This is a genomic window from Rothia nasimurium, from assembly GCF_042660305.1.
Taxonomy (GTDB): domain Bacteria; phylum Actinomycetota; class Actinomycetes; order Actinomycetales; family Micrococcaceae; genus Rothia; species Rothia nasimurium.
In genome coordinates this window covers 22,345-44,003 of the sequence record NZ_JBHSTW010000035.1, presented here as the reverse complement: position 1 = coordinate 44,003, position 21,659 = coordinate 22,345, and the positions used below count along the sequence as shown (strand labels likewise).

Sequence of the window (21,659 nt, the reverse complement as noted above, 5' to 3'; positions counted from 1 at the left end):
TATGCTTTTTGAAATTTTAGGGCTGTTTTGACCTATTTAGCATACCCCGGCGGGGTGCTGCTGCCCTAGAGCATCTCAGCTAGGAAGCGGCCGGTGTGGGATTCGGGAACGGTTGCCAGCTGCTCGGGGGTACCGGTTGCCAGCACGGTGCCACCGCCGTCGCCGCCTTCGGGGCCCATGTCGATGAGCCAGTCGGCGCTCTTGATGACGTCCAGGTTGTGCTCGATGGTAATGACGGTGTTGCCCTTATCCACCAGGCCCTGTACCACTCCAAGGAGCTTGCGGATATCTTCAAAGTGCAGACCGGTGGTGGGCTCATCGAGCACATAGATGGAGCGGCCGTTAGAACGCTTTTGCAGTTCGGTAGCCAGCTTGACGCGCTGGGCTTCACCACCGGAGAGGGTGGTCGCGGACTGGCCCAGACGCACGTAGCCGAGGCCCACGTCCACCAGGGTATCGAGGTAGCGCGAGATCTTGGTGAAGGCGGCGAAGAATTCGGCGGCTTCAGAGACCGGCATTTCAAGGACGTCGGCAATGGTCTTGCCCTTGTAGTGCACTTCGAGGGTCTCGCGGTTATAACGCTTGCCCTTGCAGACCTCACAGGGTACGTAGACATCGGGCAGGAAGTTCATCTCAATCTTGAGGGTGCCATCGCCCGAGCAAGCTTCGCAGCGCCCGCCCTTGACGTTGAAGGAGAAACGACCGGGCTGGTAGCCGCGCATCTTGGCTTCGGTGGTTTCTGCAAAGAGCTTGCGGATGTGGTCAAAGACGCCGGTATAGGTCGCCGGGTTTGAACGCGGGGTGCGGCCGATGGGCGACTGGTCCACGTGGATAATCTTGTCGAGGTGCTCCAGGCCGGTAATGGTCTTGTGACGGCCCGGCACCTGCTTGGCCCCGTTGAGCTTATTCGCCAGGGAGGTGTAGAGAATATCGTTGACCAGGGTGGACTTGCCCGAACCGGAGACGCCGGTGACGGCGGTGAGCACACCCAGGGGGAACTCGACATCTACGTTCTTGAGGTTGTTTTCACGAGCCCCAATGACCTTGATGGTGCGCTTGGGGTCAACCGGACGGCGGGTGGCGGGCACCGTGATGGCGCGGCGTCCGGCCATGTAGTCACCGGTCACGGAGTTTTTATTCTCAAGGAGCTCGGCAAAGGTACCCGAGTGCACGATCTGCCCGCCGTGCTCGCCAGCGCCGGGGCCAACGTCCACAATCCAGTCGGCTTCCTTCATAGTATCTTCGTCGTGTTCCACCACGATGAGGGTGTTGCCCATGTCACGCAGCTTGGTGAGGGTTTCAATCAGTCGGCGGTTATCGCGCTGGTGCAGGCCAATGGAGGGCTCGTCCAGCACGTAGAGCACGCCCACCAGGCCGGAGCCAATCTGGGTTGCCAGGCGGATACGCTGGGCTTCGCCGCCCGAGAGGGTACCCGCTGAGCGGGCCAGGTTCAGGTAGTCCAGGCCCACATCGAGTAGGAACTGCAAGCGGGCATCAATTTCTTTGAGCACCAGCTCAGCAATCTTAGCCTCGCGCTCACTCAGGGTCAGCGAGCGCATGAAGGTGAGTGCTTCGCGCATGGGCATGTCGGTGACGTCGGCAATTGACTTGCCGCCGACGGTGACGGCCAGGATGGTGGGGTTGAGGCGGGCGCCGTTGCAGGAGGTGCAGGCGACCTTTCGCATGTACTGTTCGTAGCGGTCTTTTGACCAGTCTGATTCGGTTTCTTCGTACTTGCGTTTGATGTAGGCGCTGGCGCCCTCGAAGCCGGAGGTGTAGCGGCGTTCGCGGCCAAAGCGGTTTTTGTAGGCGACGGTGACCTTGTAGTCCTTGCCGTTCAGGATAGCTTTTTTGACCTTGGCGGGAAGGTCTTTGAAGGGGGTGGCGAGGTCGAAGTCGAGTTCGTCGGCAAGACCGGCGAGCAGGCGCAGCCAGTATTCGCTGGTTGCCTTGCCGGTGGCCCAGGGGGCGACGGCTCCCTCGGCCAGGGAAAGGTCGGGGTTGGGCACGATCAGGTCGGTGTCTACTTCAAGGGTGGAGCCGATACCGTCGCAGGCGGCGCAGGCGCCGAAGGGCGAGTTGAAGGAGAAAGCACGGGGTTCTACCTCGGTGACGGCCAGCGGGTGGCCGTTGGGGCAGGCCAGGTTTTCGCTGAAGGAGCGGGTGCGGCCCGGGGCGTCGGCGTCCTCGTCCACGAAGTCGATGAGCACCTTGCCGTCGGCGAGCCCCAGCGCGGTTTCGACGGAGTCGGTCAGGCGCTGGTGGACGCTCTCCTTGATGGCAATACGGTCAACAACGACCTCGATGGTGTGCTTGTACTGCTTTTCGAGTTTGGGCGGGTCGGTGAGCTGGATGACCTCGCCGTCCACGCGGGCGCGGGCGTAGCCGGCGGTAGAAAGTTCTTTGAAGAGGTCGACGAACTCGCCCTTGCGGGCTGAGACCACGGGGGCGAGCACCTGCAGGCGGGTTTTCTCGGGGTAGTCCATGAGGGTATCAACGATTTGCTGGGGGGACTGCTTAGAGATTTCCTCGCCGCACTCGGGGCAGTGGGGGTGGCCCACACGCGCCCAGAGCAGGCGCATGTAGTCGTAGATTTCGGTGATGGTGCCGACGGTTGAGCGCGGGTTCTTAGAGGTAGATTTCTGGTCGATGGAGACGGCCGGTGAGAGGCCCTCGATGAAGTCGACGTCGGGTTTGTCGACCTGGCCCAGGAACATGCGGGCGTAGGAGGAGAGGGATTCGACGTAGCGGCGCTGGCCCTCGGCGAAGATGGTGTCGAAGGCGAGGGAGGATTTGCCCGACCCGGAGAGGCCGGTGAAGACGACCATGGCGTCGCGGGGGATGTCGAGGTCGACGTTTTTGAGGTTGTTTTCGCGGGCGCCCTGCACACGGATATGGGTGAGGTCGTTGCCGGTGGGTTGTGTGGCTGAGCCTGCCATGAGTCACCTATCTAAGAGATTGTTTCGAAGATATATTCTATAGGGTTTGCGTGGGCGATGAAAGCGTCTACCCCTCCCGGTTTGTACCGCCTCCTGCTCATTCTGGGGTCTTAAAACGGGCAGGGCATGGTACAAAGTGGTGTGAGAGCCTAGAATGGGGCCATGAGTGACCTAGCCAATACCCTAATTTTTGAGTCCGATGCCCTGACCGTGCGGTCCATTGCGGTATCGGAGATGGAAAACAACGTCTACCTGCTGACCCACCGGGCAAGCGGTGGGCAGGTGCTGATTGATGCCGCGGACGATTTTCCCGCCATCAACGCCTTCGCTCAGCAGGCTGCCGCCGCTGACTCCCCCGCTGCCCACGGCCAGGCGGGAGGCGGCGTCCGCGCCCTGGTAACCACCCATTCCCACTGGGATCATATTCGCGCCCTGCCCGAGGCTGTTGAGGCCTGGGACCCGGTAACCTACTGCGGTGCCCCCGATGCTGAGGCTATCGCCGAGCAGGAAGGCGTAGAGGTTGAAGAACGCCTGGTGGGCGGCGAGCGTCTGACCTTAGCCGGTATTGAGCTTGAGGTGATTGCCCTGCGCGGGCATACCCCGGGTTCAATTGCCCTTGCCCTGCGGGTATCTGAGGGGGCGGACGCCGGTAAGCGGGCTCTGCTGTTCACCGGGGATTCACTCTTCCCGGGCGGGGTGGGTAAGACTAACTCTCCCCAGGATTTTGAGCAGCTTTTTGCCGATGTTTCAGAACGTATCTTCGCCCGCTTTGACGATAGCACCCTGGTGCTGCCGGGCCACGGCGACTCCACCACCCTGGGCAGGGAACGCCCCCAGCTGCCTGCGTGGAAGGAGCGGGGCTGGTAGTAGAATCAAAGTGAAAGCACTAACCCTCGACAGAAAGATGTGAGATGACCTCCCCAGCAAACTCAGGAGCCCATCAGCAGGCCCTCGCGGCATTCAAGGACATTGTGGGCTCTGACCATGTGCTCACCGCAGAGCACGCGACCATGCCCTACAGCAAGGGCTACCGCTTCGGCGGCGGCCCCCTGCTTGCCGTCCTCCGCCCCACCACCCTGGTGCAGATGTGGAAGGCGCTCCAGGTCTGCGTCGACCACAACCTCATGGTAATTCCCCAGGCCTCTAACACCGGTCTGACCGGCGGTTCCGGCCCCGGCTTCCAGGACTACGACCGCCCCATCGTGCTCATCTCAACCCACCTCATCAACCAGGTGCACCTGATTAACGACGCCCACGAGGCCATCTCCCTGGCGGGCGCCACCCTCACCCACCTGACCGAAGAACTGGCACCACACGGCCGCGAACCCCACTCGGTGATCGGGTCCACCTCCATCGGTGCCTCGGTCATCGGCGGTATCGCCAATAACTCCGGCGGCAGCCAGATTCGTAAGGGCCCGGCCTTCACACGCGAAGCATCTTACGCCCGCGTCACCGAAGAAGGCAAGGTCGAGCTGGTCAACCACCTGGGCATCTCCCTGGGCGATGACCCCGAGGTCGCCCTCGACCGCCTGCAGCGCGGCGCCTGGTCGGCGGACGATGTCACCCCCGCCCCTGCCGACAGCAGCGAGACCGAGTACGCCGCCCACCTCCGCAAGATGGAGCCGACCCCCGCCCGCTACAACTCCAACCCCGAGTACCTGTTTGAGGCGTCCGGATCCGCTGGCAAAATCATGGTCTTTGCCGTGCGAACCCGCACCTTCCCGCTCGAGAAGAACCCCGCCATGTTCTACATCGGCACCCACAACCCCCGCGAGCTCGAAGAAATCCGCCGCATCTTCCTCGAAGCCGACATGCCCCTGCCCATCTCGGGTGAGTACATGGGCCGTAGTGCCTTCGACCTGGCAGAAAAGTACGGTAAAGACACCTTCGTCTTCCTCAAGTACATGAGCTCTGCCCTGCAAACCCGTATGTTCGCCTTCAAGACCTGGGCCAACGGGTTCTTCGGTAAGGTACCGGGCATCGGCCCCACCTTCGCAGACACCGTCTCCCAGCGTTTCTTCGACCTGGTCCCCAGCCAGCTACCCAAGCGTATGCTGGAGTACCGCGACCGCTTCGAACACCACCTGCTACTCACCGTCAGCGAGGCCCAGAAGCAGGCGACCGAAACCATGCTCAAGGACTTCTTTGCGGCCCCCGAGCACGAGGGTGACTTCTTCATCTGCACGGCGGACGAGGCACAGAGCGCCAACCTTCACCGCTTCGGCGCTGCCAGCGCGGCCACCCGCTACGCCAGCATGAAGCGCAAGGAGCTGGGCGAGCTCATTCCCATCGATGTTGCCCTGCGCCGCGATGACTGGGACTGGCTAGAGGTACTGCCCCCTGAAATTGCTAGCCAGCTGGATGTTACCGCCTACTACGGCCACTTCTTCTGCCACGTCATGCACCAGGACTACGTTACTAAGAAGGGCGTTGACCCCCATAAGCTGCACGACGATATCCAGGAGCTGCTCGAGGCCCGTGGCGCCAAACTGCCGGCTGAGCACAACTATGGGCGTCTCTACCACATGCCCGAGGCTATGGTGGAGCACTTCAAGGAACTGGATCCCACCAACACCTTCAACGCCGGCATCGGTGGCACCTCCCCCAAGAGGAACTGGGCTGAGTAAATTCTCCGTCTAGCGGCGGGGTACCAGGTTCATCCTGACGGCTGATTTCTTAAGACAGGCGTGAGACTACACTGGTTTTTACTGACATATGAAAACCGTTCTCACCTGATTGGTTGGCGGGCCTGCCTTCGGTATAGGGCAGGCTCGCACAACCGGTCACAGAAAGAAGACAACCGTGACCACCCCAATCCCCCGACCGACCGGCCGTCGTGCCACCTACCTGACCACAGCCGTTCTCACCATCAGTGCCCTGGCGCTAGCAGGCTGTAGCCTCAGCATCCCCTCAGCCCAGGAGCCCTCCGATCAGGCGCTTGCTCCTGCCGCCGACCGGGCAAACGGGGCAAGCTGGCAGCGGGAAAACTTTGAGAACTTCTACGACCAGAGCATCACCTGGGGTGAGTGCACTGCCGAGCACAGCGGCTTCTCACCCGAGAACGAAGAAATCTTGAAGGAAACCGGCTTTGACTATGCCAACTACGAGTGCGGAACCGTTACAGCTCCGCTGAACTGGGGCGACCCAGAGGACAACCGCACCGTCGAGCTGGCCGTCAGCCGCACTGTATCAACCGGGGGTAAGGAGCAGATACCCCTCTTTACCAACCCCGGCGGTCCCGGAATCGGCGGAATTCAGCACGCTATGTCACTGGCCACCGACCCGTCCTTTATCCCCGTCCTGGAAAGTCACCAGCTCTGGGGATTTGACCCCCGCGGGATCGGGGCCTCCTCCCCCGTTATCTGCGAGTCTGAGTCTGAGGTGGCTGCCGTGCAGCTCGCCGAGTGCGCTGCCAGCTCAGAGGTTGCCAACTACATGGGCACCTCCCAGGTAGCCCGAGACATGGAACTTCTGCGTTCCTTGGCCGGAGGCGAGCGCCTGGATTACCTGGGCTACTCCTACGGCACCATGCTGGGGGCAACCTACGCTACTCTCTTCCCCGAGAAGGCAGGACGCATGGTGCTCGACTCGGCTGAAAACGCCCAGTGGGGAGCTCTCACCCACAACTTCGACCAGATGGTGGCCGTATCCAAAGCTGTGGGCGCTCTAGCAGATCGTTGCTCTGAGCTCACCACCTCAGAGGGACAAGCTGTGACCTGCCCCTTCACCAGCGAGCGCCAGATGCTGGACTATCAAAAATCCCTGACAGATAAGCCCCTGGTGGCCAGTGACGGCACCGAGATTACCGGTTCTGAGCTGCGGGACTACCTGACCAGCCAGCTCTACGGGCCGGATATGATGCAGGGAGACGGCCTGGACCTGCTGGGTAAGGCTAAGGCTGGGGACAAGGAGGCTATTGATTCTCTGGCTGAAATGATTGCTTCCAATAGCGCTGAGATTGATACAGCGGGTCAGCTGGTGGTCTGCCCTTCTAAGCCCAAGACCCCCGATGTGGAGGCCCTGCTCGCCCACATGAAGGAGGTGGGCGTACCCGAGTTTATCGGTGGCCCTGAGATTACCGATGATGTGCTGGCTGAGTTTACCGAGTTTGATTGCCCGGTTCTGCCTGCGACCGGCACCGATATTACGACCTCATTTGATGCGTCCAAGGTATCAACCGACCTGCTGGTCATTGGTATTACCGGGGACCATGCCACTCCCTACCAGCACGGTCAGGAGCTGGCCCGTCAGCTGGGTAAGGCTTCCTTTGTAACGCTTGAAGGAGCTGGTCACGGGGCGTCCTTCTCGGGTCGCTCTACCTGCGTCGATGAGCTAGCAACCGCCTACCTGGTGGAGGGCACCGTGCCCAAGGACGGGACGGTGTGCCAGCCGGACGCCCCGGGTGAGGACGCCCCCGAACAGCAGTAACCTCGCCCTTAAGGGACTAGGTACCATCTAAATCAGAAAAACCCACCAGTCAGGTGGGTTTTTCTGATTTAAATGGTACCTACCTGTTTAAAAACGGTTTAGAAGAGGCCGACCATGGTGCCGTTCTCGTCAAAGCCAATTCGCTCGGCAGCCGGGGACTTGGCCAAGCCAGGCATGGTCCGCATGGTACCGCAGATGGCGTACATATAACCGGCACCGGCGGCCAGGCGCACCTCGCGCACGGGCAGGGTCCAACCGGTCGGAGCACCCTTCAGCGAGGCGTCAGCCGAGATGGACAGGTGGGTCTTGGCGATGACAACCGGCAGCTTGCCGTAGCCCAGCTCCTCGTAGCGGGCCAGCTGCTTGGCCGCAGCCGGGGCGACCTCAATGCCGTCCGCCCCGTAGACCTTGGTGGCAACCTTCTCGATCTTGGTGGTCAGGCTGTCTTCGTCCTCGTAGGTGTAGGTCAGCTCGCTCACGTCATCGCAGGCTGCGGCGACGGCGTCCGCCAGCTCGGTCACGCCCTTACCGCCCTCGGCAACGCCGCGGTGAATCGCCACGCGAGCGCCAGCCTCCTCGGCAATGCGGCGGATCGTCTCGTGTTCTGACTCGAAATCGGTGGGGAAGGCGTTGATAGCAACCACCGGCTGCACACCGAAGGAGCGCACAATCTCGATGTGCTTGAGCAGGTTAGCGGCGCCTGCCTCGACGTCCTCGGTGTTCTCTGCCAGCAGGCCCTCGGGCAGGGGCTTGCCGGGCACAATCTTGTAGCGGCCCGAGTGGGACTTGAGGGAGCGGACGGTAACCACCAGGACGGCGGCGTCCGGCTTGAGACCGGAGACGCGGCACTTGACGTTGAAGAAGCGCTCCGCACCCATGTCTGCACCGAAGCCGGCCTCGGTAATCACATAGTCGGCGTGCTCAAGACCAACGTAGTCAGCGACAACCGAAGAGTTACCGGTGGCAATATTTCCGAAGGGGCCTGCGTGAATCAGGGCGGGGGTCTTCTCGAGGGTCTGGAGCAGGTTGGGGTTGATAGCGTCAGCCAGGATGACGGCCATAGCACCGTCGGCCTTGAGGTCGGCTGCGGTGACGGGGTCACCGTCCACGTTGAGGCCAATCACGATCTTGGCCAGGCGCTCCTGCAGGTCGGCGAAGCTGGTGGAAAGCGAGAGAATCACCATGATTTCGCTGGCTGAGGTGATATCGAAGCCGGTTTCACGGGGCACGCCGTCCATGCGCTCGCCCAGGCCAACCACGATGTTGCGCAGGGCCCGGTCGTTCATATCAATGACGCGGCGCCAGGTGATGGCACGGGTATCGATCCGCAGTTCGTTGCCGTGATGCAGGTGGTTGTCAATCATGGCAGCAAGCAGGTTGTGGGCCGCCGTGACCGCATGGAAGTCGCCGGTCAGGTGCAGGTTAAGTTTCTCCATGGGGACGATCTGGGAGTAGCCGCCGCCCGCTGCACCGCCCTTAATACCAAAGGTGGGCCCCATGGAGGGCTGACGCAGGGTCAGCATGGCCTTTCGGCCGGTAGCTGCCATACCCTGGGCCAGAGAGACCGAGGTAGCGGTCTTGCCTTCACCCAGCGGGGTAGGAGTTACTGCGGTAACTACGATGTACTTAGACCCGCGAGCCAAGGCTTTTTCTGCGGTGGTATCGTCGGTCAGCTGCACCTTGGCAACGTACTTGCCGTAGGGCTCTAGGCGATCTTCATTGATGCCAGACGCTGCGGCAATCTCGGTAATCGGCTGCAGGGTCGCTGCCTGGGCGATTTCAAGATCAGAGGGGAAGGGCTTGCTCATAATGTGAACTTCCTTGTTTACTAGCTTATCTGCCACCACCCAGTTTAGTGCCCTGAGTCATGTTTTGTAGAGCCAGCACACTCATACATCTCAAGGAATACTCAAAATTTTAGAAGAGCTACCAGGCCTGCCACCCCTAGAAAAGGCAGCATACGCCAGCCGCCGGCATGGGGTAATGTTGAGCGCATCACTACACATTAAATTTCGCCAGCAGACACACATCTCAGAGGAAAGCTTCATGTCAGTTCTTGATAGGTCAGCTATCGTAGCACCCGTCACTTTTAACCGCTGGTTCATGGCCCCAGCGGCACTTGCCATTCATCTCTGCATCGGGCAGGTCTACGCCTGGTCAGTCTTCAAGACCCAGCTGGTCACCCACTTTGGCTCAACCGAAACCGCGGTGGGCTGGGTCTTCTCTCTCGCCATCGCCATGCTGGGTATCTCAGCGGCCATCGGCGGTACCTGGGTGGAGCGGGTGGGCCCTCGCAAGTCGATGCTGACGGCAGGAACCTGCTGGGTTCTAGGCTTTCTTATCGCGTCTCTCGGTGTGACCACCAATCAGCTGTGGTTAGTTTTCCTGGGTTACGGTGCACTCGGCGGCGTTGGGCTTGGCCTGGGCTACATTTCCCCGGTATCTACCCTCATGAAGTGGTTCCCTGACCGCCCGGGCATGGCCACCGGGCTTGCCATCATGGGTTTTGGTGGCGGTGCGCTCATCGCCTCCCCCGTATCGGCCCAGCTCATGGAACTCTTTTCAGGCTCAGCGGAAAAGACAGAACAGGCATCAGCGCTCGTCCCCTCCTTCTTGGTTCTCGCTGCTTCCTACGCCCTCATTATTCTGCTGGGCGCTTTCGTGATTAGGGTCCCCCACCCCGACTGGAAGCCCGCCGGTTTCGACCCGTCCCAGCAGAAGCCCAACACCATGCGTACCAATAAGAACGTCACCGCAGCCCAGGCTATCCGCACGCCCCAGTTCTGGCTGCTCTGGACGGTACTGTTCACCAACGTCACCGCCGGTATCGGTCTGCTTGAATCAGCCTCCCCCATGATTCAGTCCTACTTCCCCATCTCCGCCGCGGCGGCAGCCGGATTTGTCGGCCTACTGTCCCTGGGCAACATGGGTGGCCGCTTCGTCTGGTCATCAACCTCAGATATCATCGGCCGTAAGAATATCTACGTCATGTACCTGGGTGTAGGGCTGGCCCTCTACATCATCTGGGCACTCTTCGGCAACGTCAGTCTGGTGCTCTTCATCGCTACCGCTTTCATCATTATTTCCTTCTACGGCGGTGGCTTTGCCACTATCCCGGCCTACCTGCGCGATATGTTTGGCACCCTACAGGTAGGGGCCATCCACGGCCGTCTGCTAACCGCCTGGTCAGCTGCGGGCATTGCTGGGCCGCTCATCGTCAACCTGGTTCAGGACACCGTACGCGGCGGCAACCCCAATGCCTCGGGCGCCGGGCTCTACCAGCCCTCCCTCTTCATGATGGTGGGCGTACTGGCAGTTGGGTTCATCGCCAACCTGCTGGTTAAGCCGGTGAATGAGAAGCATCATGCCTCAGAAAAGGACATAGCCAAGCTGGCAGGCCACGGGAAGCTAGGCACCTCCGACCAGCAGGTTAAGGTCAACGCCGGTGGCCCGCTGCATACCCTGGCAGCCTGGGCCTTGACCCTGCTCGTCACAAGCAGCTTGGTCTATGGCCTGGCCCAGACCGTGATTCGCTCACTGGCGCTTTTTAGCTAAAGACCAGAGGCCCTGCCCTGACAGCTCCCCGCAAGTTCAGGGCAGGGCCTTAGTCGTCGTCGAGGTCGCCAGCTAAGGCCTTGGCGGCCAGCGATTCCTCATGGGCGGTTTCCCATACTTCCTTGGCAGCCCCCAGGTTCAGCACCAGGATGAGGGCACCAAGTACCAGATCAGGCCAGCCGCTTCCTACCCAGGCGGTGAGACCGGCTACAACGATGATAGCGAGGTTAATGAGTACATCGTTGCGAGCTGCCAAAAAGGCGGCTGCTGTGAGCGACCCGGCACCGGCACGGAAACGGGCCAGAATCAGGGTACAGATAAGGTTGACCACCACAGCCCCACCTGCGGTAATGAAGAGGGTGAGCGCATCGGGGGCGCCAGGGTCAGGGAATTTAGCCACAATCTGCCAGACAGCGGCCAGGGCCGGGAGCAGGATAATGAGGGCGGACGCCTTCCCCGCCCTCGCCTGCCAGGTCAGTGACCAGCCCAGGGCGATTGCAATGAGAGTATTGACCGCGAAGTCCTCGAAGAAATCTACGCTGTCGGCCAGCAGGCTGACCGAGCCAATGGCCAGGGCGATAGCTCCCTCGATGAAGAAGTAGGCCAGGTTGAGACCGGCAACGAGCAGGACGGCGCGGCGCAGGCGGACGGGGTCGGTTAGGGGCTTAGATGAACTCACGGGTCTAGATTAGCACCGCCCCGCCCGGGGTATCGGGCGGGGCGGCTTAGTCAGAGCAAGTAAGACCCAGACGGATTAGACCTGTGAGGTTTCTTAGGCGCGGGCAAAGATTTCTGCCGGAGCCCCCTCTGCAACCAGCTCACCGTTTTCCAGGAGTACGGCCCAGTCAGCCAGTGAGGCGATGCGGGCATCGTGGGAGATGATGATGACGGCCCGGCCCTGCATTACCGCGGCCAGGGACTGGCGGGCGTCCGCCAGTTCCAGCTGGGTGGTTGACTCATCCAGAATCACCGCGTGGGGGTTAGCCGCCACGATGCGGGCTAGACCCAGCTGCTGAATCTGGTCGCGGGTGAGCTCTGTGCTACCGCCACCGACCCGACTCTCCAGCCCCTCGGGCAAGTCATCAACCCAGGTGGCGCCGACCGACCGCAGGGCGGTGAGCATCTGCTCGGCGCTAGCGTCGGGGGCTGCCACGGTCATGTTCTCGGCCAGGGAGCCGACAAAGACGTGGGCCTCCTGGGTGCAAATCAGCAGGGCGGGGCGTCCGCTGGCATCGGGCTGGGTGGGGTACAGCCCGTTGCCCACTAGCTGACTACCAACCTGCACGGTGCCGCTGTCTGCGGTGAGCGACCCGGCAATCAGGCGAGCCAGCGTGGTCTTGCCCGAGCCGGAGCGTCCTACCAGGGCAAGGCTCTCCCCCGCTGCCAGCTGCAGGTCCACCCCCTTAATCACGGGGGCGTCCGGGTCGTACCCGTAGGTCACGCCCTTCAGATCGATAACCGGGGCGGACGCGCCCTGCTCGGGCAGGTGCGCCGGGGCAGGTACCTGCCCGGCGGCACGGCGGGCCTGCTGCTGGTTCGACAGGTCAATAACACCAAAGACGCGGCCCATGGTGACGGTCATTTCGCGCAGGCGGTCGAGCCAGAAGGTGAAGATATCCGAGTTGACGCGCATGGTGAAGAGCATGATAGAGGCGGTTGCAACGTCGCCCCAGGTCGCCCACCCCTGTTCCACGCAGTAGGCACCCCAGACCATGGAGAGCACCAGGGGTAGGAAGGAGTTGAAGGCGTCCACGGCCCAGAAGATGGAGCGCACCACAACCATGCGATCGCTGACCTCAAAGGTTTTCCAGATGCGCTCATCCTGCACCCGGGCACGGGCCTCACTGATCCCCAGCTCTTCAACGGTTCCAGCACCGCGAATGTTTTCGGTTGCCACTACGGTTAGGTCGCTGACTGCCTCGGTCTTTTCCCGGGTGAGCTTGGCGATCCGGGGTAGGAAGATTGAGAGCACGATGGTCATCACGATAAACATGGGCACGGTCACCAGACCGATGGCCGGGTTGACGGTGAAGATGGTAGCCGCGGTAATCAGCATGTAGATGCTGATATGGGCGAATTCCGGCAGGCCGGTGGCCAGTACCTGGCGTACGCTGTCGACGTCGTCGGTCAGGCGGGCTACCAGGTCGCCGGAGCCGGCGTCCTCAACGGTTTGGGCGTCCAGCTGCAGGGAGGCCCCGACCAGGTCAATGCCCAAGTCGCGGTTGAGGCGCACACCCATTTTCTGGCCCTGGAAGGTCCAGGCGCGGGCCAGCAGGGCACCGGCGACCACAGCAAGGCCAATGACCGTCAGCTCTGCCCAGGGGTAGCCGGTCAGCTGCCCGGTGGTGGCCCGGTCAATGAGCTGCCCCACCATAATAGGGGTCACCAGGGTAGCCACGGAGCTAGCCACAAACAGAACCACCAGCCAAATCAGCTGCCAGGGGGTTTTGAGAATCGAGCGGGCCAGTAGCCTCCAGGTAGTCTTACCGTCAGTAATGGGGAGGAGGTTAGCCACGGGCCTCACCTGCTTTCAGTCGTCGCTCAACCTCCATGGTGGTTGAGACCAGGTAAATCTGGCGGATGTGTTCGAGGGGGCCGGGCTGGCCCGTATGGGTTTCGAGCTGGTTCAGGATGAACTTCTGGCTGGGTTCGTCCACCGAGTTCAGCGGTTCGGTGAGCACCAGCACGGACGCCGGCTGGGCTAGTGCCCGGGCCAGGGCCAGCCGCTGCCGCTGGCCACCAGAGAGATTAGTGCCCTCTGAGGCCAGGGTGCTGGCCAGGTACTTTTCGGGGTCGCGACCACCGAGTCGGAAAGCGATTTCTTCGGAGTCGGTGAGCTTCAGCAGCTCAATCATGCGTTCCCGGCTCAGCCCCTCGGTGCCCATCTGCAGGTGGTCAGCCAGGGAGCCGGCAAAAATCATGGGGTTGGGCTCCGAAAGAAGCACGCGCTCGCCCCCGGCGAGGACGCCCGCCGCCCGTTCCCCACCCGGGGCAGGTTGAGCTTGGCGTAGGGCTTCGATCAGAGCTTCGGCGTAGTCCTGGGCTGGCAACCCGGCTTCGCGCGGGTTGATGTAGTGAACCGGGGCGCTGGCCCGAGGAACCTCAACCAGCGCCTGCCCTGCTGCGGCGCTGGGCACCGGGGCGGGAGCGTCCCTACCCTCTACCTGAGAGTTAGTCTCAACCTCAGCTGCAAGTCTATCTACGCGCTTGAGGGCAACGCGGGCATTACGCCAGGAGAAGAGCAACATTTCCACTGACCAGATGGGCCCGGTTAGGGTGTTAATCAGACCAACCACCGTGACCAGCTGGCCGGCCGGAACCTCAGTAATCCAGATACCCTCGGGGGCTGCCCCGCGCAGGGCGAGCGCAATGACTACCCAGGTCACGGTTCCTACCAGCAGGTTGCGCACCGCATAGGACCAGGTCTGTACGCTCTCTAGGCGAATCTGGGAGGTATAGACGTCCTGGGCTGTTGCCCCGTAACGGTCCATCATGCGGCGCTGGGCACCCAGGCCCAGAATGGTGCGAATCGAGGAGGCTACGTCAGAGGCGCGGGAGGTAGACACGCCCACCTTGTCGCGGAAGACGTCCGCGTGCTTCTCGAGCAGCTTGGAAATCCAGGTGAGGGTCAGCATGGTTAGGATCAAGCCACCCAAACTCACCACAGCAATCGCCGGGCTAATGCGCCACAGCTGCCAGGTGCCCAGGGCGGTTACACCCACCGCGGAAAAGGCCAGAATCATGGGCTGCCACATCTGGGCCATAGAGCGGGCGTCCTTGTTCAAAATCGCAATGAGGGCGCCGGTATCGCGGTTGGGGCTGCGGGACATCAGGCTGGCAATGTAGAGACGCCAGTCCCGCTCGATGCGGGCCACCACCCTAAAGGTGATACCCCAGCCCACGAACTCAACGACCGACAGGTAGACCACCACGCCCACCAGGAGCCAGACCAGTCGCCAGGCGCCTGCCTCATCGCCTGAGGTGTGCAGGTCAATAATCGTGCCTACCAGAACCGGCAGGAATACCAGGGCGAGGGAGGTCAGAATATCGAGGGGGAAGGGCAGAAAGAAGAGGGGCCTCCAGCGGAAGCCCGGCGGGGCGATACGGAACTTAACTTTTTCCTTGGGCGTCTTTGTCTCGTCAGTCATCTCAGCCATCAGGCTACTCTTTCAGCGTGTGCGTGCGGGTGTGCAGGTCGTGTGTGAGGGAAAAACCCGCAGGGCATAAAAATACCTACCGGGTTCGTTTGCCCCGATAGGTGTGTCTACGTCAGGTTATCGTACTCGTCTAACCAGCAGTCGGGCTAGTAGCGAGCGCACCATTGATGTGTCTACCCACGGGGAGGCTGTTGAAGGGAATAGGTCGATTATTCATTTCGTGGGCCTCCTTTCGTGAGCTAGATATGCGGTTAAGTTCTGCCCTTTACCTTAGAACACTCTGGGCAGGTTTGACAAGCGTCACACCCGTCTTTATCTTGACCGGTCTATTAAACTAGAAGAACCATGAAGATTCTTCCCTTTCTCTCCCCCTCTTTAGCCGATAACAGCAAGTCCTATTTCCGTGGCGATTTTGCCTCTAACCCGCTCACGGGCGATGAAGCCTACGAGGCCTTTCTAGCTTGGATTGAGGCTCGCGGTATGCAGCTGTACCCGGCCCAGGACGAAGCTGTGCTTGATTTGGCGGCGGACAACAACGTCATTTTGGCGACCCCTACCGGATCGGGTAAGTCTACGGTGGCGGTTGCGGCTCATTTTATGGGTCTGGCGACCGGCCAGCGCTCCTACTACACTGCCCCTATTAAGGCCCTGGTATCTGAGAAGTTCTTTGATCTCTGCGAGATTTTCGGGGCTGAGAACGTGGGTATGGTGACCGGCGATTCTTCTATTAACGCCGATGCCCCCATCGTCTGCTGCACCGCCGAAATCCTGGCTAATGTGGTCTTGAGAGAGGGCGAAGGGGCAGATGTGACCCAGGTAGTGATGGACGAGTTCCATTTCTATTCTGACCCCCAGCGTGGCTGGGCCTGGCAGGTCCCCCTGCTAGATCTGCCCCAGGCTCAGTTCCTGCTCATGAGCGCAACCCTGGGCGACACCAGCCGCTTTGAACGGGAGCTGACCGAGCTAACCGGCCGCCAGACGTCCTTGGTCACCAGCGAAACCCGCCCCATCCCCCTCAACTACACCTATTCGCGTGAGCCCCTGGTGGAGAAGGTAGATGAGCTGGTGAGCACCCACCAGGCCCCGGTCTACATTGTGCATTTCTCTCAGCTTCAGGCCATTGATACAGCCGCTTCGCTCATGAGCCTGGCTATTGCATCCAAGGAAGACAAGGAGCGTATCAACGAACTGACCGCCGGCTTCCGCTACTCGGCGGGCTTCGGTAAGCAGCTGCAGAAGTACATCAAGAACGGTATCGGCATTCACCATGCCGGCATGCTGCCCAAGTACCGCCGCCTGGTGGAGCAGCTAGCCCAGGCGGGCCTGCTCAAGGTCATTTGCGGTACCGATACGCTGGGTGTGGGTATTAACGTCCCCATCCGCACGGTGCTCGTAACTGCTCTTTCCAAGTTTGACGGGCAGCGCACCCGCCGCCTGAAGTCCCGCGAGTTCCACCAGATTGCAGGACGCGCGGGCCGGGCTGGCTTTGATACGGCCGGTTACGTGGTGGTTCAGGCCCCCGAACACGAGATTGAGAACGACCGGCTTGAGGCCAAGGCCCGGGAGAAGTTCAACGGGGACGAGAAGAAGATGGCCCAGTCGCTCCGGGGTAAAAAGAAGAAGCCCCCGCAGGGCTTTGTGGCGTGGAGCGACAAGACTTTCGAGCAGATTATTGCCGCAGAACCCGAGCCGCTGACTTCGTCCTTCCAGATGACCCACTCCATGATGCTCAATATGCTGCAGCGTGAGGCTGACCCCTTTGAGACCGTCATGCTCTTCCTCACCGCCAACCACGAGCCGCCGATTAAGCAGCGCGCCCTCAAGCGCAAGGCGATTGGCATCTACCGGGAGCTTCTCAACGGGGGCGTGGTGGAGCGCCTGCCGGAGCCCGACGAGTTTGGCCGCACCGTGCGCCTGACCGTCTCACTGCAGGAGAACTTCGCCCTGAACCAGCCGCTCTCCCCCTTCGCGCTGGCTTCGCTGTCTCTGCTCGATAAGGAGTCTGAGTCCTACGCTCTCGATGTGGTCTCGGTGATTGAGTCCACCCTGGAAAAGCCCCGCCAGGTGCTCATTGGCCAGGAGAAAAAGGCCAAGAGCGAGGCCCTGGCCGAGATGAAGGCTGAAGGGCTCGACTACAACGAGCGCATGGCTGAGCTCGACAAAATCACCTACCCGCAGCCCCTGGCTGACCTGCTAGAACAGGCCTTCGAGACCTACTCGGCAGGCGCTCCCTTCATGAAGGAGTTTGAGGTAGAGCCCAAGAGCGTGGTGCGCGATATGTACGAGCGGGCCATGGGCTTTGGTGATTATGTGCAGTACTACGGTTTGGAGCGCTCCGAGGGTATTCTACTGCGCTACCTGTCGGACGCTTACAAGGCCCTGCGCCAGACCGTACCCCTATCTGCCCTGACCGATGAGCTCACCGACGTAATCGAGTGGTTGGGCGAGGTTATCCGCCAGACCGACTCCTCCCTGGTGGACGAGTGGGAGCGCCTGGCTGCCGGTGAGGAAGGCACCCCGGTTCAGGACTCTCTTGAAGAGCTTGTGGCCGAGTCGGCTCCCAAGGTGACGAGCAACGTCCGCGCCTTCAAGGTGATGGTACGCAATGCTCTCTTCCGCCGGGTTGAGCTCTTTGCGGACGAGCGCGACCGTCTGTTGGGTGAGATGGACGGTGAGCGCTCGGGTTGGGATGCCGACCGCTGGGCTGAGGCCATGGATGATTACTTTGAGGAGTATGAGGATATCTATACGGACGCCGAGGCCCGCTCCCCGCGTCTGATTGAGATTGACGACGATACAGCAGCTCATCCCGGGGTGTGGAAGGTTCGCCAGGTTTTTGCCGACCCCGACGACAACCACGATTTCGGGATTGTCGCCCGGGTCGACCTAGCCGCCTCAGACGAGGAAGGCGCGCCCGTGGTGCTGATTGAGAGCGTGGGGGCTTTCTAGGAGACTATTCAAAAGCTCTTTTACAAGGTGCCTCAGACTCGTGCTTGCCGCTGACCCTCTCGCCTGGTTCGCTAACGCTCACAAGGCGATTCACGCCAGACCCAGCCAGCAGCTGCGCTACGAGTCTGATACACCTAAGCAATTTCTAAATTAGTCTCTAAGCTCTCTACTCCAGTCTGCCGGTTTCTTCTTGATTCACTCTTTGAAGTGTTTCAATAAGAAGCCGGCATTATTTTTTCTTGTCAGACTGAAAGTAAAAACTTTTCTGAGTAAAACCTGTAAATGAGCTTGCTAAACTCATATTTCTACCTTACATTATTGCGTATGAATGAACATATCTTGATCAATGGAAACTACTATTTCTTTACCAAAATTGGAATGCATGCAGGTGAAACCATTCACGATATCCTGACGAAAAAGTCTGCGGACATCGCGGATTATGGCTATTGCCTATGGTCTGGAAGGCTTCCTTTAGTCAAGCGCCAAGACCTCCTAAAAGCACTCACCCAGCAAGAAGAGGTATACGTCCTTTGCGCAGGTACCGATAGCACCGCGACAACCAATGACTCCGACAAGGACGTTGTGGTGTTTGCTGATGGGTACGAAGACGTGGACGGAACACTTGTGACCCTCAAGGATGGCCCCACTTCCACCTATACTAAAAATAAAATATCTAATCGTTCCGTAAATAATAAAGGATTTGTCATTACTGAAATTATAGAAACTGAATTTTCAGTAAATCTTGGAGATTTTGAATACATTTATTCAGATCCCAAGAAGCCTAACGGAGATGCCTCAATTGCTCTCGGATCACAAAATAGTAACGGGGTCATTAAATATAATCCTTCAGGAGCAAGAAATGGAAAAAACTATCAGATTGTTTCAGTATTTAAATTAAAAAGCCCCTTCGTTGCCAAACTAATCTAATGCCATTAGATATCGAAGCGATTATACTGATTCTGGGCACCATAATAACCATAGTCACTTCATTCCTGAGCTCAAATCGAGGTGCCTACGACCGGGTTCAAGTTATGATTCAGGACGCAACCATGGGTGAGGTTGCCGAAGCCAGACATATCGTCGGCACATACTGGGCTTGGAAAAATGCTCACGATGAGCATGGAAGAGCGCCTGAGGGATTTGAATTTGACTACAGTGAAAAACAAGTGATTGATTCGATGTTCAAAATTGTTTGGGCCCTACGCCGTACACAAGCAGTGTATGAATCTATCAGTTTCTTAACCCCCACTCCGAAGCGCCTACTGATGAATACGCTAGGAAATTGGGTTGATTGGTCAGTTGGAAAAGACGGTGTAATTCTAAAACTCAACAAAACGCTTAATGCAGACATCGGCGAAATCAAACAACTCAAAGATTTAGCCAGCGAGTGGGACATGCGTGGAAACAATAGAAATCATTAACACTCTACCAATTAGGAAATATAATATTCACAGGAAATTTTAACACTAGTCGCTAATTCAAATAAATATGTATCGTACTGCTGTTATATTTCTAAATATAACAGCAGTACGATATACCTTTGTCGTTACAGGCTCTAGGCCAACCCGCGTCGTTTTAGCAGCGGGGCTGTTTCGGCCTCGCGCCCAGTCATGGCCTTGAAGCTCTCAGGAATGGGCCGGGTGCCGCCGACCGCCAGAATATGGCGGCGGAAGGCGTCCCCATTCTCACGGGTTAGCCCACCGTTAGCCTCATACCAGGCGACCGTATCCGCGTCGAACACCTCAGCCCACAGGTAGGAGTAGTAGCCCGCCGCATACCCGCCACTGAAAGTGTGGTTCAGGTAGCTGGTGCGGTAACGGGACTCCACCAGTTCGTGCCACAGCCCTAGCTCGGTCAGAGCCTGTTGCTCAAAAGCCCTGGGGTCTTCTACCGGGGTGGCATCCCTCTGGGCGGGCAGTTTATGCCAGGCCCAGTCCAGGGCAGCGGCACGCAGGTACTCCACCGTGGCCTGGCCCTGGCCCCAGGTTTCAGCCGCGAGTACGGCCTCAATCAGATGGGCAGGCACCGGCTCCCCGGTCTGGTAGTGCACAGCGTAGTTTGGCAGAATCTCCGGGTGGAGCATCCACATCTCATTGACCTGACTGGGGTACTCCACGATATCCCGCTCAACACTGGCGCCCGATAGGGAGCGGTACTCCGTATCAGAGAGCAGGCCGTGCAGGGCATGGCCGAACTCGTGAAAGAGGGTATTGACCTCGTCAAAGGTAACAAAAGCCGGCTGCCCTTCCGCCGGGGCCGGAATGTTGAGGTTATTGACCACCACCGGGCGAGTACCCTCAGCCCGGGACTGGTCAACAAAGGTGTTCATCCAGGCCCCGCCACGCTTAGTATCACGGGTAAAGAAGTCCCCTAGGAAGAGCCCCAGGGGGCTACCGTCGGCATCGAATACCTCCCAGATACGCACCTGCTCGTGGTAGCCAGCAAGGTCAGTGCGTTCGGTAAAGCTCAGCCCGTAGACCCGACTGGCAGCATAGAAGACCCCGTCCTCAAGCACCCGGTTGAGCTCAAAGTAGGGCTGCAGGGCCTCATGGTCAACAGCGTATTCCCGGGCTTTGACCTTCTCTGAGTAATAGGTCATGTCCCAGGGTTCTAGCTTGTCTATACCGTCCTCTGCCGCCAGCGCCGCAATCGCACGCGCCTCCCGGTCAGCGTTCTGCATAGCCGGTTCAATGGTCTGGGCGAACAGCTTCTCCACAGCCTCAGGAGTACCTGCCGTGCGATCAGCAACCGCGAGTGCCGCAAAAGAGTCAAACCCGAGCAGGGCAGCTTTTTGCGCTCGCAGGGCTGCAATCTCAGCCGCCATAGCCCAGGTCTCATTGCCTCGCTCTACGCTGGCGGTATAGACGCGCTGGCGCACAACCCGGTCCGAGAGGTGGGCCAGGGCAGGCTGCTGGGTGTAGAGCTCAAAAGTAAGAAGCCAGCCATCCTCATGCCCGGCGGCAACAGCTGCCGCGCGGGCAGCGTCCTTATTTGATGCGGGCATACCGGCCGATTCAGCTTCATCGGTAATAAGGACGGACGCCGCATTCAGGTCCCGAGTGACCTGCTGGCCGTAGGCGGTTTGGGCCTGGGCAATAGCAAGGTTCAAGCGAGCGAGTTCGTCACGGTCAGCATCGCTCAGGGCAGCTCCGGCCAGGGTGAAGCTTTGGTGGAGTTTCTCTGTCAGGCGCACCTGTTCGTCCGTCAGCCCTGCCTCATGACGGCCCCGGTAGACGGCATCGAGCTTAGAGTAGATAGCGGGGTTAAGGTAGAGGTCGTTCTCAAGCTGGGTGAGTTTTTCGGTGATCTCCCCTTCGAGGGCTAGCAGTTCGGGGGTGCCGTCCGCCGATACCAGGTTGTAGAAGACCTTGGTGGTTCGTTCGAGGGTATCGCTGGGGCGTTCCAGCGGGGCAACCACATTGTCGAAGGTAGGCTCATCGGTGAGCTCTGCGATTGCGGTATAGGTTGAGCGGGCTTCAGCCAGCCCAATCTCTAGTGCGGGCAGATAGTGTTCTGCGCGGATAGCAGCGAAGTCAGGCAGGCGGTAGGGCAGGGAAGATTCTGTGAGCAGGGGATTCTGTGTCATGCAGATAGATTACTGCATTTGCGCCCTGAATCGGTAACCTCAGTC

13 protein-coding genes are annotated in these 21,659 nt (G+C 59.8%); 7 read left to right on the top strand and 6 right to left on the bottom strand.

Annotated elements, in window-relative coordinates:
• Window positions 1-65: 65 nt before the first annotated feature.
• Window positions 66-2,939 (bottom strand): excinuclease ABC subunit UvrA, encoded by a 2,874-nt coding sequence (uvrA, locus tag ACFP6B_RS11230; RefSeq protein ID WP_377130025.1) that lies wholly within the window; start codon window positions 2,937-2,939, stop codon window positions 66-68.
• A 162-nt stretch (window positions 2,940-3,101) separates the two neighbouring features.
• Between uvrA and ACFP6B_RS11225 the strand changes: the two genes are divergently transcribed.
• From ACFP6B_RS11225 to ACFP6B_RS11215, 3 genes are all read left to right on the top strand, one after another.
• Entirely contained in the window at window positions 3,102-3,806 is a 705-nt protein-coding gene (locus ACFP6B_RS11225; RefSeq protein WP_377130023.1) for an MBL fold metallo-hydrolase, read from the top strand.
• A 44-nt stretch (window positions 3,807-3,850) separates the two neighbouring features.
• Window positions 3,851-5,566 (top strand): D-lactate dehydrogenase, encoded by a 1,716-nt coding sequence (gene dld, locus ACFP6B_RS11220; RefSeq protein WP_377130021.1) that lies wholly within the window; start codon window positions 3,851-3,853, stop codon window positions 5,564-5,566.
• Between the two features lie 175 nt (window positions 5,567-5,741).
• Entirely contained in the window at window positions 5,742-7,367 is a 1,626-nt protein-coding gene (locus ACFP6B_RS11215) for an alpha/beta hydrolase (protein ID WP_377130019.1), read from the top strand.
• A gap of 98 nt (window positions 7,368-7,465) precedes the next feature.
• Here the strand turns inward: ACFP6B_RS11215 and ACFP6B_RS11210 are convergent, their stop codons facing one another.
• A complete protein-coding gene (locus ACFP6B_RS11210) occupies window positions 7,466-9,175 on the bottom strand; it encodes a formate--tetrahydrofolate ligase (protein WP_377130017.1) in 1,710 nt (569 codons plus the stop codon).
• A 238-nt stretch (window positions 9,176-9,413) separates the two neighbouring features.
• Between ACFP6B_RS11210 and ACFP6B_RS11205 the strand changes: the two genes are divergently transcribed.
• The gene (locus ACFP6B_RS11205) at window positions 9,414-10,922 is read left to right on the top strand and encodes an L-lactate MFS transporter (RefSeq protein ID WP_377130015.1); all 1,509 of its coding nucleotides are present in this window, start codon (window positions 9,414-9,416) and stop codon (window positions 10,920-10,922) included.
• A gap of 49 nt (window positions 10,923-10,971) precedes the next feature.
• Here ACFP6B_RS11205 and ACFP6B_RS11200 read toward each other — a convergent pair whose 3' ends face one another.
• The 3 genes from ACFP6B_RS11200 to ACFP6B_RS11190 all read right to left on the bottom strand — a co-directional run bounded on the left by ACFP6B_RS11200 (window position 10,972) and on the right by ACFP6B_RS11190 (window position 15,079).
• On the bottom strand, window positions 10,972-11,601 hold the full coding sequence (locus ACFP6B_RS11200) for a cation diffusion facilitator family transporter (protein ID WP_377130013.1): 630 nt from the start codon (window positions 11,599-11,601) through the stop codon (window positions 10,972-10,974).
• Window positions 11,602-11,694: 93 nt separating this feature from the next.
• Window positions 11,695-13,437: an ABC transporter ATP-binding protein gene (locus tag ACFP6B_RS11195; protein WP_377130011.1), complete on the bottom strand. Its 1,743-nt coding sequence runs from the start codon at window positions 13,435-13,437 to the stop codon at window positions 11,695-11,697.
• On the bottom strand, window positions 13,430-15,079 hold the full coding sequence (locus ACFP6B_RS11190; protein WP_377130009.1) for an ABC transporter transmembrane domain-containing protein: 1,650 nt from the start codon (window positions 15,077-15,079) through the stop codon (window positions 13,430-13,432). The genes ACFP6B_RS11195 and ACFP6B_RS11190 overlap by 8 nt, the downstream gene beginning before the upstream one ends.
• A gap of 345 nt (window positions 15,080-15,424) precedes the next feature.
• Between ACFP6B_RS11190 and ACFP6B_RS11185 the strand changes: the two genes are divergently transcribed.
• From ACFP6B_RS11185 to ACFP6B_RS11175, 3 genes are all read left to right on the top strand, one after another.
• On the top strand, window positions 15,425-18,028 hold the full coding sequence (locus tag ACFP6B_RS11185; RefSeq protein ID WP_377130007.1) for a DEAD/DEAH box helicase: 2,604 nt from the start codon (window positions 15,425-15,427) through the stop codon (window positions 18,026-18,028).
• A gap of 282 nt (window positions 18,029-18,310) precedes the next feature.
• Window positions 18,311-18,955, top strand: coding sequence for a hypothetical protein (locus ACFP6B_RS11180; protein WP_377130005.1), 645 nt, complete (start codon window positions 18,311-18,313; stop codon window positions 18,953-18,955).
• The gene (locus ACFP6B_RS11175) at window positions 18,955-19,449 is read left to right on the top strand and encodes a hypothetical protein (RefSeq protein WP_377130003.1); all 495 of its coding nucleotides are present in this window, start codon (window positions 18,955-18,957) and stop codon (window positions 19,447-19,449) included. The genes ACFP6B_RS11180 and ACFP6B_RS11175 overlap by 1 nt, the downstream gene beginning before the upstream one ends.
• Window positions 19,450-19,583: 134 nt before the next feature.
• Here ACFP6B_RS11175 and ACFP6B_RS11170 read toward each other — a convergent pair whose 3' ends face one another.
• Window positions 19,584-21,614 (bottom strand): M3 family metallopeptidase, encoded by a 2,031-nt coding sequence (locus ACFP6B_RS11170; RefSeq protein ID WP_377130001.1) that lies wholly within the window; start codon window positions 21,612-21,614, stop codon window positions 19,584-19,586.
• Between the last annotated feature and the right edge of the window lie 45 nt (window positions 21,615-21,659).